The sequence below is a fragment of the Acaryochloris marina MBIC11017 genome, assembly GCF_000018105.1.
Lineage (GTDB): Bacteria > Cyanobacteriota > Cyanobacteriia > Thermosynechococcales > Thermosynechococcaceae > Acaryochloris > Acaryochloris marina.
Window position 1 is genome coordinate 53506 of record NC_009928.1, and the last position, 14650, is coordinate 68155.

Genomic DNA, 14650 nt, shown 5'->3' on the forward strand with positions numbered 1-14650 from the left:
CTCTGAAAAACCATTGAGCTATGAGATCAGATTCTATTATTCAAATTAGCTCTACCAGCGATTACCACCACCTCTGTTCTCATGGGGTCTGGCTTTATTCACTTTCAGAGTGCGTCCCATCAATTCAGCACCCTCTAGCTCATCGATAGCTTTAGCTTCTTCGGCATCATTACCCATTTCGACAAAGGCGAATCCACGCTTGCGTCCTGTTTCTCGATCAGTAGGCATCTTGACCTGTTTGACAGTTCCATATTCAGCAAAAACGGCGTTTAGGTCTTGTTGGACCAGCGGGCGCATTTGAACAGAAAGTAGCGCTTTCGCCTGAAACCCTTTTCCTGCATAACCTCCAGATTGTGATATTGGAATCCGCTAAGAAAGTCATCGATTTTTTGACATTCGCCTTTTGAACCCAATCTGGCTTCGACCAGCACAAAGAAACCTGCCTATAAGTCAACGCTCAGTAGACTTCATGGAGTTTATCGTTCTTAATCTGTCTCCAGTGAAGCCTGTCCACTATCTAATCATCGCAAGAATCGGGTGGCTCATTTGTTCATAGCTTTTGTAAGCTAATGCGAACACATCCTAGAGAAAACTGGTATGGGTCTACGAAGACTTACCCCGGAAGACGACCCGTCAGACCACTATCAGATGGTCGCAGCAGCAATCGCTTTTATTCGTGAGCATCGCTTTGAGCAGCCAGCCTTATCTACCGTTGCTCAGCACATCGGACTGAGTGAGTACCACTTTCAAAGGCTATTTACCTATTGGGCAGGTATTAGCCCAAAGCGGTTTCTGCAATATCTGACGATTGAGCAAGCCAAAGCGACTATTGCTCAAACGGATAGTTTACTTACACTCAGCGAAGATCTAGGTCTTTCAGGCCCTAGCCGTTTACACGATCTGTTCGTTTCTATAGAAGCGATGTCACCTGGCGAATATAAAAATGGTGGCGAAGGACTAGAAATATACAACGGTTCGCACAACACCTTGTTTGGAACCGTTGTGATCGCCACAACAAAAAGAGGTATCTGCTCACTTCAGTTTCAAGACAAGGCCACGCTGCCTGTAGACGACTTGCTAACCAATACTTGGCCGAATGCCACGTTGACTGTGGATCAGGAGAAAACACAGGGGTTGTGTGATCGCATCTTTTTACCAGAGATGTCTCAGCCGACTAAGCCCTTGACACTGCTAGTTAAGGGAACAAACTTTCAAGTCCAAGTCTGGCGAGCGTTGCTTCAAATTCCACTAGGTGGTCTCACAACTTACCAAACAATCGCTGAGATGATCGAGCGACCTAAAGCTGCTAGGGCTGTCGGTACTGCCATTGGCAAGAATCCGATTGGCTATCTCATTCCTTGTCATCGTGTTATTCGAGGCTCAGGAGAGATCGGTGGCTACAGTTGGGGACTAGATCGCAAGCAAGCCATCTTAGGTTGGGAAGCTGCCCAACTCAATCATTCAACCATACAGGAAGGAAGCTAATGCGGTTATCGGATGTCCTTGAACTTCTTCTGCTATCTGCGCTATGGGGCGGTTCGTTTTTGTTCATGCGCATAGCGGCACCCGTACTAGGCCCAATCTGGCTAATTGAATGCCGTGTGCTGTTCGCAGGACTAGCGCTATTGCCTCTGCTACTTCGCTCTCAGGCATGGTCAATGATTTGTGCGAATCTCAAGTCCTTATTCATCGTTGGCAGCATCAATTCGGCACTGCCATTTCTTCTTCTAGCGTTTGCCTCGCTTTCTCTACCTGCAGGCTACACCTCTATCGTTAATGCAACAGCACCTTTGTTCGGCACTTTGATAGCTACCACCTGGCTCCACGAGAAGCTAACGGCGGCTCGGATGGTAGGGCTACTGTCAGGCTTTGCTGGCGTTGTTCTACTGATTGGCTTACAGCCAATGGAGATAACTCCGGTGGTGATCGGCTCGATTGTTGCTGGGCTACTGGCTGCAATAATGTATGCAATTGCCGCTCCATTTGCTAAACGCCGTCTGTCAGGAATACCACCTTTAGTGATTGCTACGATGACTCAGCTTAGTGCTGCTGTAGCACTGCTGCCTTTGTTGCCTTTTACCTTACCTGCAGCTATGCCTTCAACTACAATTATGCTAGCCGTTCTTGCATTAGCATTTTTCTCTACGTCGCTCGCTTATCTGTTGTACTTCCGTTTAATTCAAAATATCGGAGCATCTAAAGCACTGACTGTAACTTACCTAGTTCCAATTTTTGCCGTACTGTGGGGAGCAGTCTTCCTCCGTGAAGCGATTACAGTTGCGATGATCTCAGGATGCTGCTTGATTCTGTTGGGAACTGCCATCGCCAATGGTTTGCTATTTTCTGCCTCTCAGCGGAACCTGTAGGTATGAAGAACATACCTCAGAGTCAAGTAGTCAGATAGGGGGCCGACAATGATCCGTGCAATTGACGCTATAGGGCTGAAAGCCTTGCCCAACAGTTGCTTGAAGCCACACTTATGATACAGCTATGCGTTCTGCTAAAGAGCACATTGTAGACAAATGGCTTTTCTCGCTTTTCATAAATTCCACGAAGGCTCGAATTCTAGGAGAGACAAAATTGCGATCGAGATAACAAATCCAAACAGGAGTCTCTGGGGGCTGATAGGAATTTAACACTTCCACCAGTTGTCCTCTCGATACAGCTTCCTTTGCTAAAAAGGAGGGCATCTGGCTCAGCCCTAGGCTAGAGATTGAACTTCTCACGACCGCATCCGCATTATCAAACACAAGGGGGCCACTCACCGTATAAGACTCTACTGCTCCATCAATCTCAAGCACCCAAGGAAAGAATCGGCCTGTATCGGGATTACGAAAATTAAGACAAGAGTGTCTTTGTAACTGTTCTGGATGTTGGGGCTCTCCGTGCTCTGCGAGGTAGTGTGGCGAAGCACATACCACCAGTCGATAAGTAACTAATCGACTCGCAATCAAATTAGCACTATCAGCCAGTTGTCCGGTGCGAATCACAATATCAATACCCTGGGCAGCGAGATCTATAGCGTGATCATCTATGGAAATATTTAAAGTAATTTCGGGATAGGACTGCATGAAAGACTGTAATAGAGGGACTAAACACAGACGCCCAAACGCTGCTGGAGCACTAATCGTCAATTGTCCCCTAGGCGTTGCTCGACTGCCTTGAACCTCAGCAGTGAGGGCATCAAATTCGAGCAATAGTTGCTGACAGCCTTCATAAAATTGTTTGCCATCGGGGGTAAGGCTAACACTACGAGTGGTGCGATGAAATAGCTTTACACCCAAATCAGCTTCGAGCCGAGCCACGGCCTTGCTCACGGCTGACGTCGATAGACCCAAAATATTTGAGGCTCTGGCAAAGCTCTCCACTTCAGCAACACGGACAAAAGTCTTTATGTTGGACAGGCTCTTCATAGTTTATTAGTGAGAAAAAGTGGATAAAGAAGTGATATTAAACCCCTTCTCAAAGGATTGTAATCCAAATATCTTGTAATCAAGCCAGCAACGCGCCGTTGTCTCTGAACAAAACAATCATTCAATGGAGAACTGAACCATGAAGTACACCACCAACAAAACAGAAGCCTCAAATACGGAAACTCTGAGCAGTGATGAACTCAAAGCAGCCCTTGCTGAATCCGAGCGGATTGGGCGACAAATCTACACAGGCTTCAACGAGCGCAAACTGGACCTATGGGATGATGTTATAGCATCTGATGTCCAACTCCGCAGTACAGTAGGCGATCAGCCCCAATACGGTCTAGAAGCACTCAAAAACTGGACTGCAGAATTCCATAAAGCGTTTCAACCGCGTCTCGATTTGGTCGATGAAATCTATGGTGTGAATCGCGCTACGATTGCCGTCAATTTGATCTGGCAGCATGTGGATGAATTCTTTGGACTTGCTCCCACTGGTCGTAAAGGCACTTCTATTGAGTACTTCATCTTGACTCACGCAGAGGGTAAAGTGACGCACTACTGGGTCGCCGATCATAGCTTAGACCTCGCCTCTTATCTTACTCATGAGCGCGGTTTGCACTATCCCCAGAACTTTGAGCCAGAGCCGATCATTCGCGGAATTGACTTTTAACTGCACACCGAAAATTAGCAAAAACGTGGTGGCTTTGCCCACATCCAAAATTCATATTCACTTCAATCAAGCGGAGAAGTCCTATGCAACGCATCATCATGAACTCAGATCAAGAAGGCGGTCTTTCTTTTGTCGAAACCGATTCCCTCCAACCTTTACCGCACCAAAGTCTGATTAAGGTCACGGCCTTTTCTCTCAACCGTGGTGAGATCAATATTGCTCAATCTCCAACAAGCGGGGGTAGAAGCATTGGCTGGGATTTCGTCGGCGTTATTGAGAACTCAGCGGCTGATGGCACCGGGCTAAAGAAGGGCACACGGGTCGTCGGCTGGCGACCGGAAATGGATGCATTTGCTGAATATGTAATTGGAGAACACCAGTTCATTGCTCCTATTCCCGATGCTGTTTCCGACGTCCAGGCTGCAACTTTGCCAGTTGCGGGCTTAACTGCCCTCGCAGCAGTGGATCAGGGAAATCGCCTAGTGGGCAATTCAGCTCTCGTTACTGGAGTCACAGGTGGTGTTGGCTACTTTGCTCTACAACTCGCTAAGCTAAGTGGTGCAAGAACGGTAGCTCAGGTTCGTCGATCCGAGCAAGCAACGTTCGCTAGCAATATTGGTGCAGATGCAGTGGTCGTAACAGAAGATGGGTCAGGGCTAGAGGGAGAAGGACCTTATCATCTGGTTGTGGACGGCGTTGGCGGTCAACTATTTAGCTCATTGCTGAGCGTCACAGCAAAGGGAGGCACTCTAGTATCCTATGGTTCCTCTGAGAGTCATGAATCGACTGTTAATCTCTATCCTGCGCTTTTTGGTAACGGGGGACAACGTCGAATCTATGGTCTAACGCTCTACAGCGAAATTGAAAAGGAACCCTCGTCTGCAGCTTTGACGCGGCTTCTGAATCTGGTTGAGCGAGATCTATTGAAATTGCCTGAAACTATAACTTCAGATTGGTCAGAAACCCCTCATCTTGCCGAAGACCTATTGGCGCGTAAGTTCACTGGCAAAGCTGTATTAACCCTCTGAACGACTGACTTTTCCTGTAGGAAATGCAGTAGTTGAAGCATGTCTGATAAGTTGAAATCTTTATTCTCTGGTTGGCTGTCAAACCTTTGCTTCCGACATAAAACTTGCAATAAATGTGTCAACAAAGCTCAAGTTATTGAAGGTTACTATCCGAATTTTTGAAGTCTACGATAGCCAAATCTACAAATGCTCTCACCTTCGGTGTCATATAACGACTGGAGGTGAATAATGCTGACACCGATACAGGTACTCTCTCCCAATCCTCTAGCACCCGAGTCAATCGTTTTTGAGCAAGCTGCGGTGCAGCATGGAAATGGGGTAGCAATGCAATACCCAGTCCATCTGCTGCGAGTTCCCTGGCTGCCAAATTATTGTTAATCACACACAACGCTTCTAACGTTACATCTTCTCGCTCTTTTCCCCGAACCATTGGCCACACTGGCTTTCCTCGTGGCGCAAACATGATCAATGAATGCTGGGCCAAAGCTTTCAATGACTTAGGCTCTCCTCTGGTATGCGCATAGGCTGGACTGGCATAGAGACCATAACGAATTTCACCCAGGGGACGAACGGATAGCTCTGAATCCACTAAAGGGCCGACCCGAATTGCAACATCAATGCCTTCATGAATTACATCCACAATGCGATCAGAAAAATCTGCTTCCACGCGCACTTCAGGGTAGCGCTTGAGATATTCAGCAATCCAATAATTGACTCGCATAGGCCCAAACTCTGCGCCTGCCGTGACGCGCAAGACACCGCGAGGTTCACCTTGGGCATGGGCAATGCTGGCTTCGGTTTCTTCCAGAGCAGCCAAAATGCCACAGGCCCGCTCGTAGAAGTCACGACCAATTTCAGTAATGTTCAAGCGCCGCGTCGATCGCTTCAGCAACTGTACGCCTAAGCGTTTTTCCAAACGGCTGACAACCCGACTGACATGTGCCTTGTCTTTATTCAAAACCCCTCCCGCTGCTGTGAAGCTCCCGGCATCGACAACGGCTCGAAATATTTCTAGGGATTCCAAATCAATTGTTGACTTCATAATCAACAGTCTATTGAGATTTTCAGTATTTATCAATCCAGGCGAACTCGATACAGTCAAAACAGGTTTGAAACATACCTTTGAACTTTTGAAATTTGTCCTAATGAGGTCATCATGAGTGGTCAAAAACAAACACTTCAGCAAACACTTCAAGCCAAGCTAGACGAGCCTAATCAGCCGTTTGCTCTACTAACCAAGCTACGAGTTAGAGACAAGGCTGCGGGTGATCGCCTCGAACAAGCCATATCTAAACCCTGCCATTGCGTTAGGAAGGAGAGCAACTCATGGAACAGACTAATGTTGAGACTGTACAAAAGTTTTTTGAAGCCCACTACGCAGGCGATTTTGACCGCGCTTTTCAAGCCTATGCCCAGCCTAACTTCCAATGGATTGTCTCCAGCAGTAGTAACGAGAGCTTAAGAGCAGCCATTCCCTGGGCAGGTTACACCCACCAGGGTAAAGAAGGCTACATCCGTCTCGTGACGTTACTATTCTCGGAATTTGAAGTACTGACATTTGAACCGAGTCGCTACACCGATGCAGGCGATCGCGTTTTCGTCGAGGGCCATTTCACCTTCCGCCATCGTCAGACAGGCAAGATAGCCGACAGCGACTGGCTCGCTCGCTTCGATATGGAAGACGGTCGGATCACAGGCGGTCAATTTTACGAAAACACAGTAGGCGTAGCTGAGGCGCGCCGAGCAGCGTAGCCCATTCAAACCACCCGAGCACAAATTTACTTTTCAAGGAGAATCATGATGAAAATTGGCATTATCAATGCAGGCAATATTGGTCGCACCCTTGCAAAGTCCTGGCATGAGGCAGGACACCAACTCAAGTTGGCTAAAGCTGGTGACCAGACCAAGCTAGAGCATTTTCTTGAAACGATTGGAGGCGTAAAAGGCACGGCAAGAGAAGCTGCGGAGTTTGGCGATGTGGCCCTATTCTCGGTGTACTGGCCTAACTTGGACGCAACCTTGGCTGAAGTGGGTGACCTGGCAGACAAGATTATCATCGATACGATGAATCCACTCAACGTCACCGAACAGTTTGAACACTATCACGATCTGGAATTCATGCAGTCCAACTCAACGTCCGAAGAGTTGCAAAAACGCCTACCCAAAGCTCGTGTGGTCAAGGCTTTTAGCACAATGCCATCGACTGTACTGGATGCCAACGAGTGGGCCAACAACCCAGTTAAGCCTGCTGTATTTGTCGCAGGCGATGACGAGCAAGCCAAGGAAGTCGTGATGCAATTGGCTCGCGATGCGGGGTTCGAGCCCTTTGATGCTGGGGCACTCGCCACCAGCCGTAATATTGAGCAGGTGGGCATCTTGCTGCACCACATTGGCACCCATCAGTTTGGCGGCGACTATGGACGGTTAGCTCCCACAATTTTGCAAGCGCGTGAACTTGCCGCTTAATCGAAACTGTTGAGGTCACTAATATGTGGCCTCACCTCCCTTTTAAGCAGCTCATTCCAACAGAAAATTTTCAGGAGATTTTGCCATGACAATCCAAACAATGATGCGTGCAATTCATATGACCAAGATTGGTGGCCCCGAAGTTCTTCAACTAGCGCATGCTCCTCGTTCTATCGCCCAAGCAAATGAGGCTTTAATTCGACTGAGCTATTCTGGGGTCAACTATAACGACGTCATGGTTCGCACCGATTTCTTTCGCCATCCCGGCGCTTCAGCCCCTGAACTACCGTTGATCTTGGGCGAAGAAGGTGCCGGAATTGTTGAAGCAGTGGGCTCTGATGATGACAATTTTACCCCTGGACAACGTGTTGGGTTCTTTTGGGATAAGACAAAAACCTATGCCGAATATGCGGCTGTCCCAGCGGAAAAACTTTTTGTCCTACCAGACGATATCTCGGAAGAGGTGGCTGTTGCTTTAATTCATTCTGGTTTGACGGCAAGGGCGTTGCTCTATGAATATCGTCCAATCGAGAAAGATATGCCCGTATTAATCACGGGTGCTAGCGGAAGTATTGGATCGGTTTTAGTCCCGTGGGCCAGCCAATTGGGCGCGAAAGTGATAGCTACGGTTACCTCTGTTGCTCAATCAGTTGGTTACAACAGGGTTAGTTGCATTACTACTCACCTATGTCGTGATGCCACAGCTAATGAAGCTCTTTCGTCGATGGCTATCGTCTTGACGATCACTCCATTCAATCAAATCCTCCATAAGTTTTCAATCGGTTCAAATCCCTTCACCGTATTCTCAAACATGGCTTCCACTCGTTCAAATCAACCTTATAAAAAGACTCAACCTGCTTCAATTAGCACCGATAAAGTGTTTCTAGCAAACCCTGCGCCATCTGATTTACCTTCAATAGTGGCCATCAAGCTAGCACCTCCAATCAACAGTAAATATTGCTGTGAAAATGCTTCAGGCTCCCGAACACCTGCTTCAGTCGCTAACCGCATAACATACTGTCGAATCGATTCTCTCACACTCATCGAGATGTGATGGGCCGGATGAGAGGCATCTGCAATTTCCAAGACAACGTTGATGAACGGACATCCTCGGAAGTTTGGGTCAGCATACCACTCTTCAAGTACATCAAAGGTTGCTAGTAAACGGTCCTTCGCAGTATTACCCCGGTCTTCTACAGCCACTTCAAACCACTCTAGCCACTGCATGGCGCGATGCTTCATGACTGCTTCAATCAGTTCATCTTTTGAGGCAAACCAACGATAAAGCGTACGCTTGGCAACACCAGAGGTAGCAATAACTTCATTGATACCAACATGCTGAGTCCCTTTCTGATAGAACAAATCAGAAGCTGTATTCAGAATCTTTCGCTGAGTTTCATTGAGTTTTTGATTCATTTCTGATTAAGTAGACAAGTTTGTCTCCATAGAGTTACGATATCACCAACCGCAGGGAGACAGACTTGTCTCTCAATAGCTATAGTTGTGAAACTGAACTTATGGACTTCAAAATTTACACCCTTGAGACAGCTCCAGATGAGTCTAAGGGAGCACTCCAACAGGCTGAACAAACGTTCAAATTTATCCCAAATCTGGAAGGAATCCTTGCAGAATCTCCAGCTACCTTAAAAAGTGGTATGGCCCTTTGGGATCTATTCGAGACAACCAGTTTTACTCCCATTGAGCAACAAGTTATTTATCTCACTGCTAACTATGAGCACGAATGTAGTTATTGCGTGGCTGCACACTCTGGTTTAGCCAAGATGGTTGGAATGTCTGCAGAAGATATTGAGGCAATTCGCAATGGCAAACCCCTAATAGACCAAAAGTTGCAGGCACTACGACATTTCACCAAAAGAATGATTTCAGAAAGAGGTTGGGTAGGTGATGAGGAGATTGAAGAATTTTTGGCAGCAGGGTATACCCGGCAACAAATTTTAGAAGTGATTTTAGGTATTGCCGTAAAAGTCATTCACAATTACACAAATCATATTGCTAAAACTCCTTTAGATAAGGCTTTTCAGCCCTATACATGGTCAAAGCCTTCTGTCCCTTAGAAAGCCATCAACATAACATGCTATATGATGCAGTTTGTTGAATTAGAAACCCCAATCTTTAACCTCAACCCCAGCCCCCCGACTGCCCAATCCTGACACTCCAATTCCCAAGCTCTCAGATCAGACAGCATTTCCCGAAAAGTACCTGAAAGCACATGGCAAAATAAGCGGGAGCCAGGATCTGCAAAGTGGAAAAGAACAATCGAAATTCACGGCTATCTTCCAGACCACTCCAAAATTATTTATACAATGTCCCTTTTAATGAACGCATGCTGGTCAGGGTATCTTTGAATTCAGTTCAGATTTGTCCACCTCTTATAAAAGTCTGATTAATCGATTTTTTGCTACCTTAGTTCAAAGTAACGGTTCCAAATCTGATTCAAGGCAAGATGGATAAATATTGAAGTGGTCTTAACATGTTTTTTCCAAAACTTTGTCGGTTCTTGAAAGAACCTATAGATCCACTCAAAACCTATTTCCTTCATCCAAGTGGGTACGCTGGAATTCAAACCTGCATAAGCTGGAAAGGCTCCACCAACACCGATCATGACTGCCTCAATCTGATTCTTATGTTCAGCCATCCAATATTCTTGTTTAGGAGAGCTATAGGCAACCATCACCAGCCCTGCACCACTGTGTTTAATCCGCTGTATCAGCTTTTGCCTTTGATCTAGTGTTAAGGGTCGAATAGGTAAAGGTTCCATTCCTGCAATCAGCAGCTCTGGAAAATCTTGTGCAAGTCGATGTCTCATCTTTTGCAGTATCAGGGACTGTGAACCTAGAAAGAAAATGCTGACCTTCTGCTGAGAAGCTTTCTGACAAAGGCATTGCATTAAATTTAAGCTCGTTACTATTTCTTGTGTTTTCACTCCCATTCTCTTCAGCAGCCACACCAATGGCATAGCATTTGGTGTGACTATGTCAGAATCTTTCAGCACTTCACCAAAGCTAGGTTTTTGATGAGCATCAACTAGCATATGAGTATTTGCAATGCAGACCATTTTACTTTTGTGTTGCTTTGCCCAAACTAGGATTACATTAACCAGCACATCAATAGGGGCTGCAGTGATGAGAGAGCCAATGACATCTATTCGAAGTGGTTCAATATCAGTTGAGAATAGCTCTGAATTAGGATCTTTGGCTAGCATTTCCATAGACTCCTTCAAATAAAAAGTAGGTAAAGAAGCTACTTGGGAGGAAGGGATAAAAGCTGTAGCACTTTCTACTAATAGAGCAATAAGCAAAATTGAGGATTAAAGCTTGGCTCTATTTCCCAGTGATATTAGCGACCTCAAGAAGAAGAATATTTTTAAATGCTTAGCATGTCAGTCTAAAACGGCAAGGAAAAAGTGAAAATTATATAGAAGTCAGTGATACGCTATATGGAAAAATATGTAAATAAGTAGAATATAAAGATATAAAATTTATTCTCTCAATATACATAAATAATTTTAAATCATATTCTTATGAATAAGCTTATTCAGCTAGTGATCTAAATATAGACACCAGTTAGAATTCTTGCTAGATTGAGATTTATCCCAATAGAGTAGTCAGTAGCTAAGTTAATTTACGTTTTTTTCTTCATGATTTTAGCTTTTTCATTCTGTTATAAAAATAGATAAATGGAGAATTGTTAAAAAGATTTGTAGACTTTTTAGATAGTCAGTATTTAGCAAGTATAAAGACAGATAACTAGGGATTGATTAAAGTCGGTTTAACTAAGAAATTATCTCATAGACTTTATCTTATAGAATTGCTTAAAAGGTACAGTAGCTCATAATAATCCCAATCTTAAACCTTGGTTAAAGAGTAAGTGATGTTTATTAGTAAAGACCTCGTTCTTTCTCAACTTTGAAGTCTCTGCATTAGAATAACCGCAAGTCTGCATCAATGGAGCTTCCTCCATGCTCTCTGTGACTATCGAAAAGCTCAAAATAGATTTGACATTCTCGCGTGTTGACCGCAAGATAGGATACCCAGCCTTAAGTGCATGCGCTCAATATCGAGCAAACTATAGGGTCGAAGAAAGTTGTTCGACACTAACTGGTTTGATCAAAGAGGGCGTCAATTTTCGTGCTTATTTTTTTGTATATAGACCATCGATACCGACCTCACTGTTGTTCAAGGATGACCGAATTTATGTCTACGACGATTAGCATTCTGGCTGATATCCCTGAGGAGCTTCATGAGACGTTGATAAATTACTTGGAAGACCATCCTGATTGGGATCAAGATCGGGTTTTCTCAGCGGCACTATCATTATTTCTGATGCAGTACGGTCAATCAGACCGTAGGACAGCTCGTGTTTATCTGGATAGTCTATTTAAGAAAGATTTGCCAACCGCTTGTTAATGCCGACCCCCCAGCCAATCTCCAGTCTAACCATCCACCTCACCCCTGAACACCTTGGCTTCCTCGCCTATCTCTACCCCAAAGAAGATCCAGAAGACGCACTGATCAAGCTCCTCGATAGTGCCCGAACCCGAGCCATTCGCAGAGCAGAACAGCAAGTGAGAGTCCTACACCTAGACCAGGAGCAAGCCGAGGACCAGGAGGAAGACCCAGAGGAATCCGTGAGCTTGTCTGCCGATGTGGTGGAGAATCCGATTGGAGCATTACAGGAGTTATGCCAGCGTCAGCAAATCTCTATGCCCAGGTATGAGTTCGAGGTAATACCGGAAGGATTTCGCTGTTTGGTGCTGGCGATGGGATTGCGGGGAGTTGGTGAGGGGCGGTCGAAGAAGCAGGCGAAGGTGATGGCTGGGCACTGTTCATTTAAGAAGTGACTGCTAGGATAATTCTGCAGTATCAGTTTCAGAGCAATGCAATGTATCCATTGTCAAAGCGAGAATGTTGTTAAGAATGGAACTAAGACGCTGAAAACAGCTCAAGTGGTTCAGTACTTTCTGTGCAAAGACTGTGGTCGTCGCTTCAACGAGCGTAGTGGGACACCGATGGCGAGATTGAGAACGCCAGTAGAGACGATATCAATGGCCATCAATGCCCGCACTGAAGGTCTAGGGATTAGAGCCGCAGGGAGAGTACTTGGGAAATCTCCCACCAGTATTCTCCTTTGGGAGAAGCGTTTATCCGCACAATTATCAAATTTCTCTCCTCCTTCTCCAAAAGAAGCTGAGGTCACAATTAAAGGAGATGAAGTGTACACCCGCGTGGGTAAAAATCTTCCCCCCCTGGCTCAGTGAAGGTTGGACTATTCATTTCATCGACCGTGAGAGTCGCTATTGGTTCGAGGCTCGCGCGGGTCTTAAGGATGAATCATTATTTGAGAAAAGTGTCAAAGCTGCTTGGGATTGGGCTAAACCCAGTTCATCGATTCGTTGGTTCACAGATGGAGAACGTCGATACTCCAAGGTATTGTGGAAGCTAGCGAGTGCCTACTTGCCCAGGAGTACCACGACCCAGGCCTATCCTTTTCGCAAAATATGGCGAGCGGGTTTAGAGGTGGCGATGAAGCTCAAAGGGTCTCAAGGAAAACCTCGGGTAGTGTGGGTTAATCGAGAGCATCCTTATACGGCCATTAGCCCCAAGAGCGATGTCCATGCCAATCATCTTGAAGCCCTCCACAGTTCTTTGAGACGACGGGCTAGCAGTTATCGTAGACGCCAGAATCACTATGCCAAAACTGTTGAGGGATTACAAAGAGCCCTGAACGTGCAGCGATTGATTCACAATTGGTGTCGTTCTCACTACAGCCATGGATACCAGCGAACCCCAGCAATGGTGATGGGATTTATACAAAGGCCCGTTAAGATTGGCGAAGTGTTAACAGTCAGAGCTTTTGAATGCCTCACTTCTTAACTGAACAGTGCCGATGGCTGCGGAGGAGCTGTTGAAGAGAGCATCAGAAGGTCGATGTCACATTTCACCATCTAAAAGCTAAGGATGCGATTTTGAAGTGATGTGAACATTAAATTTATTTTTCGATTAAAGAAAAGTAAATTCCTTCATGGAAGAATTAAGACATACCACTGAGCAAGTAATAGCATCATTCTGTGAACAATTTAGTCATATTCCCAGGACAATCTTCATCTGAAATATATTTGTCGAATCCGAGTTCTTTTAGGGAGGCTAAAGAAGCGGCACATTGCCTGAAGAACGGACAACTGCTACTCGTCAATTTAGAAAACCTACCTCCAAAGTCGGCCCAGAGGATAAGTGATTATCTAGCAGGTTGTACTAACTCTTTATGTGGTGAATATACAGAAGTAGGAAATGGTGTTTATCTGTTTGCTCCTCAAACTTTTCCAATTGTGAAACAATCCAAGTATTGAGACTTTAGTGAATTTGAGAATTCCGCAATGACTCCCCCAATCGTCGCCCTCAACCCCAAGCCTATCCCTCAGACCATCCCACAACTACCTAAGTCCGTCCCTTCCTCCCTCAAACTGGTTAGTAGGACAGCATTTCCTAAGGAAACACCGGAAGGCACCCGGCCACCCAAGCGAGAACAAGGGTATGGAGAGCTGGGAGGAATACGCCGGAGTTCTAGACGAGCTTCCCAGACAACCAGACTAAAGAAAGTACCTCATTCGACATCCTCTGAAACCCTCCAGGTCAATCAACCGCGAACTTCTAGAGAATCAGCAGAGCTGGAGAGGCGATTCAGGAATCTGGAGCTGCGCCAGAAGAATCTAGTTGAGCAAGTCAGTAAGAGAGGGGAGCTGGAGTATCTGGCTGTTGCCAAGAATGGGGCTGGACGATACTGGATTACCGTGGCAGGGACGGGGAAGCCTTTTATGAGGGAATCGTTTGCTACACCTGGGTTCTGTTGGGAGTGTGCCGTTGAGATTGAGGCGAACTTTGAGATCCTTCAGGTGATAGAGCTACGGCCACCGGAGACTATCGAGCGGATTGAAGAGATGGTCCAGGCGGTGTTGGAGCGGGAGCGGGTTGCGGAGAGCTGGGGTTGGGGGTGACACCGGTCTCTGCTGTTTTGTTCTTGGATACTTCATCGGGCTGAGTATCTGCTCTTTC

Annotated in this window: 17 protein-coding genes and 1 pseudogene; 13 read left to right on the forward strand and 5 right to left on the reverse strand. The window is 46.0% G+C overall.

Annotation, left to right across the window (positions count from 1 at the left end; genetic code table 11):
- Positions 1-51: 51 nt before the first annotated feature.
- On the reverse strand, positions 52-297 hold the full coding sequence (locus AM1_RS32280) for an RNA recognition motif domain-containing protein (protein ID WP_012167325.1): 246 nt from the start codon (positions 295-297) through the stop codon (positions 52-54).
- Between the two features lie 300 nt (positions 298-597).
- Between AM1_RS32280 and AM1_RS32285 the strand changes: the two genes are divergently transcribed.
- Positions 598-1485, forward strand: a complete 888-nt coding sequence (locus tag AM1_RS32285) for a methylated-DNA--[protein]-cysteine S-methyltransferase (RefSeq protein ID WP_012167327.1) — start codon at positions 598-600, stop codon at positions 1483-1485.
- The gene (locus AM1_RS32290) at positions 1485-2366 is read left to right on the forward strand and encodes a DMT family transporter (RefSeq protein ID WP_012167328.1); all 882 of its coding nucleotides are present in this window, start codon (positions 1485-1487) and stop codon (positions 2364-2366) included. Before AM1_RS32285 ends, AM1_RS32290 begins: the two co-directional genes overlap by 1 nt.
- Positions 2367-2477: 111 nt before the next feature.
- On the opposite strand, the gene AM1_RS32295 is transcribed toward AM1_RS32290, so the two are convergent.
- Positions 2478-3413, reverse strand: a complete 936-nt coding sequence (locus tag AM1_RS32295) for a LysR family transcriptional regulator (protein WP_012167329.1) — start codon at positions 3411-3413, stop codon at positions 2478-2480.
- Positions 3414-3552: 139 nt separating this feature from the next.
- On the opposite strand from AM1_RS32295, the gene AM1_RS32300 reads away from it, so the two are divergent.
- Positions 3553-4086: an ester cyclase gene (locus AM1_RS32300; RefSeq protein ID WP_012167330.1), complete on the forward strand. Its 534-nt coding sequence runs from the start codon at positions 3553-3555 to the stop codon at positions 4084-4086.
- An 83-nt stretch (positions 4087-4169) separates the two neighbouring features.
- A complete protein-coding gene (locus AM1_RS32305) occupies positions 4170-5114 on the forward strand; it encodes a zinc-binding dehydrogenase (RefSeq protein ID WP_012167331.1) in 945 nt (314 codons plus the stop codon).
- Positions 5115-5247: 133 nt separating this feature from the next.
- On the opposite strand, the gene AM1_RS32310 is transcribed toward AM1_RS32305, so the two are convergent.
- Positions 5248-6156 (reverse strand): LysR family transcriptional regulator, encoded by a 909-nt coding sequence (locus AM1_RS32310; RefSeq protein WP_041661310.1) that lies wholly within the window; start codon positions 6154-6156, stop codon positions 5248-5250.
- Between the two features lie 284 nt (positions 6157-6440).
- On the opposite strand from AM1_RS32310, the gene AM1_RS32315 reads away from it, so the two are divergent.
- The 3 genes and pseudogenes from AM1_RS32315 to AM1_RS44580 all read left to right on the forward strand — a co-directional run.
- Positions 6441-6866, forward strand: a complete 426-nt coding sequence (locus tag AM1_RS32315; protein ID WP_012167333.1) for a nuclear transport factor 2 family protein — start codon at positions 6441-6443, stop codon at positions 6864-6866.
- A 45-nt stretch (positions 6867-6911) separates the two neighbouring features.
- The gene (locus tag AM1_RS32320) at positions 6912-7580 is read left to right on the forward strand and encodes an NADPH-dependent F420 reductase (protein ID WP_238549368.1); all 669 of its coding nucleotides are present in this window, start codon (positions 6912-6914) and stop codon (positions 7578-7580) included.
- A 235-nt stretch (positions 7581-7815) separates the two neighbouring features.
- Positions 7816-7968: pseudogene (locus AM1_RS44580) on the forward strand (alcohol dehydrogenase catalytic domain-containing protein); the annotation flags it as partial.
- A 461-nt stretch (positions 7969-8429) separates the two neighbouring features.
- On the opposite strand, the gene AM1_RS32325 reads toward AM1_RS44580, so the two are convergent.
- Positions 8430-8996, reverse strand: coding sequence for a TetR/AcrR family transcriptional regulator (locus AM1_RS32325; RefSeq protein WP_041661311.1), 567 nt, complete (start codon positions 8994-8996; stop codon positions 8430-8432).
- A gap of 101 nt (positions 8997-9097) precedes the next feature.
- On the opposite strand from AM1_RS32325, the gene AM1_RS32330 reads away from it, so the two are divergent.
- Positions 9098-9655, forward strand: a complete 558-nt coding sequence (locus AM1_RS32330; protein ID WP_012166566.1) for a carboxymuconolactone decarboxylase family protein — start codon at positions 9098-9100, stop codon at positions 9653-9655.
- Positions 9656-9999: 344 nt separating this feature from the next.
- Here the strand turns inward: AM1_RS32330 and AM1_RS32335 are convergent, their stop codons facing one another.
- Positions 10000-10899 (reverse strand): WecB/TagA/CpsF family glycosyltransferase, encoded by a 900-nt coding sequence (locus AM1_RS32335; RefSeq protein WP_148216054.1) that lies wholly within the window; start codon positions 10897-10899, stop codon positions 10000-10002.
- Between the two features lie 895 nt (positions 10900-11794).
- Between AM1_RS32335 and AM1_RS32340 the strand changes: the two genes are divergently transcribed.
- The 5 genes from AM1_RS32340 (at position 11795) to AM1_RS32360 (ending at position 14592) form a co-directional block, all read left to right on the forward strand.
- Positions 11795-12007: a DUF2811 domain-containing protein gene (locus AM1_RS32340; protein ID WP_012167338.1), complete on the forward strand. Its 213-nt coding sequence runs from the start codon at positions 11795-11797 to the stop codon at positions 12005-12007.
- A complete protein-coding gene (locus AM1_RS32345) occupies positions 12007-12441 on the forward strand; it encodes a double-stranded RNA binding motif domain-containing protein (RefSeq protein WP_012167339.1) in 435 nt (144 codons plus the stop codon). The genes AM1_RS32340 and AM1_RS32345 overlap by 1 nt, the downstream gene beginning before the upstream one ends.
- Positions 12442-12477: 36 nt before the next feature.
- Positions 12478-13474, forward strand: a protein-coding gene (locus AM1_RS32355) for an IS1 family transposase (protein WP_148216055.1) whose coding sequence is annotated in 2 segments (ribosomal slippage) — positions 12478-12840 and positions 12842-13474 — 996 coding nt in all. Because the reading frame shifts where the segments join, the coding sequence is not laid out codon by codon here.
- Positions 13475-13668: 194 nt separating this feature from the next.
- Positions 13669-13947, forward strand: coding sequence for a cell division protein SepF (locus AM1_RS39225; protein ID WP_071820017.1), 279 nt, complete (start codon positions 13669-13671; stop codon positions 13945-13947).
- A 27-nt stretch (positions 13948-13974) separates the two neighbouring features.
- Positions 13975-14592, forward strand: coding sequence for a hypothetical protein (locus AM1_RS32360; protein WP_012167342.1), 618 nt, complete (start codon positions 13975-13977; stop codon positions 14590-14592).
- The last annotated feature ends 58 nt before the right edge of the window (positions 14593-14650 follow it).

Bases quoted from the DNA above. Each gene is read 5' to 3' on its own strand.
- AM1_RS32280 (WP_012167325.1), bottom strand. From the start codon at position 297: ATGCGCCCGCTGGTCCAACAAGACCTAAACGCCGTTTTTGCTGAATAT.
- AM1_RS32325 (WP_041661311.1), bottom strand. From the start codon at position 8,996: ATGAATCAAAAACTCAATGAAACTCAGCGAAAGATTCTGAATACAGCT.
- AM1_RS32290 (WP_012167328.1), top strand. From the start codon at position 1,485: ATGCGGTTATCGGATGTCCTTGAACTTCTTCTGCTATCTGCGCTATGG.
- AM1_RS32295 (WP_012167329.1), bottom strand. From the start codon at position 3,413: ATGAAGAGCCTGTCCAACATAAAGACTTTTGTCCGTGTTGCTGAAGTG.
- AM1_RS32320 (WP_238549368.1), top strand. From the start codon at position 6,912: ATGATGAAAATTGGCATTATCAATGCAGGCAATATTGGTCGCACCCTT.
- AM1_RS32330 (WP_012166566.1), top strand. From the start codon at position 9,098: ATGGACTTCAAAATTTACACCCTTGAGACAGCTCCAGATGAGTCTAAG.
- AM1_RS32310 (WP_041661310.1), bottom strand. From the start codon at position 6,156: ATGAAGTCAACAATTGATTTGGAATCCCTAGAAATATTTCGAGCCGTT.
- AM1_RS32300 (WP_012167330.1), top strand. From the start codon at position 3,553: ATGAAGTACACCACCAACAAAACAGAAGCCTCAAATACGGAAACTCTG.
- AM1_RS32340 (WP_012167338.1), top strand. From the start codon at position 11,795: ATGTCTACGACGATTAGCATTCTGGCTGATATCCCTGAGGAGCTTCAT.
- AM1_RS32315 (WP_012167333.1), top strand. From the start codon at position 6,441: ATGGAACAGACTAATGTTGAGACTGTACAAAAGTTTTTTGAAGCCCAC.
- AM1_RS32285 (WP_012167327.1), top strand. From the start codon at position 598: ATGGGTCTACGAAGACTTACCCCGGAAGACGACCCGTCAGACCACTAT.
- AM1_RS32345 (WP_012167339.1), top strand. From the start codon at position 12,007: ATGCCGACCCCCCAGCCAATCTCCAGTCTAACCATCCACCTCACCCCT.
- AM1_RS32360 (WP_012167342.1), top strand. From the start codon at position 13,975: ATGACTCCCCCAATCGTCGCCCTCAACCCCAAGCCTATCCCTCAGACC.
- AM1_RS32305 (WP_012167331.1), top strand. From the start codon at position 4,170: ATGCAACGCATCATCATGAACTCAGATCAAGAAGGCGGTCTTTCTTTT.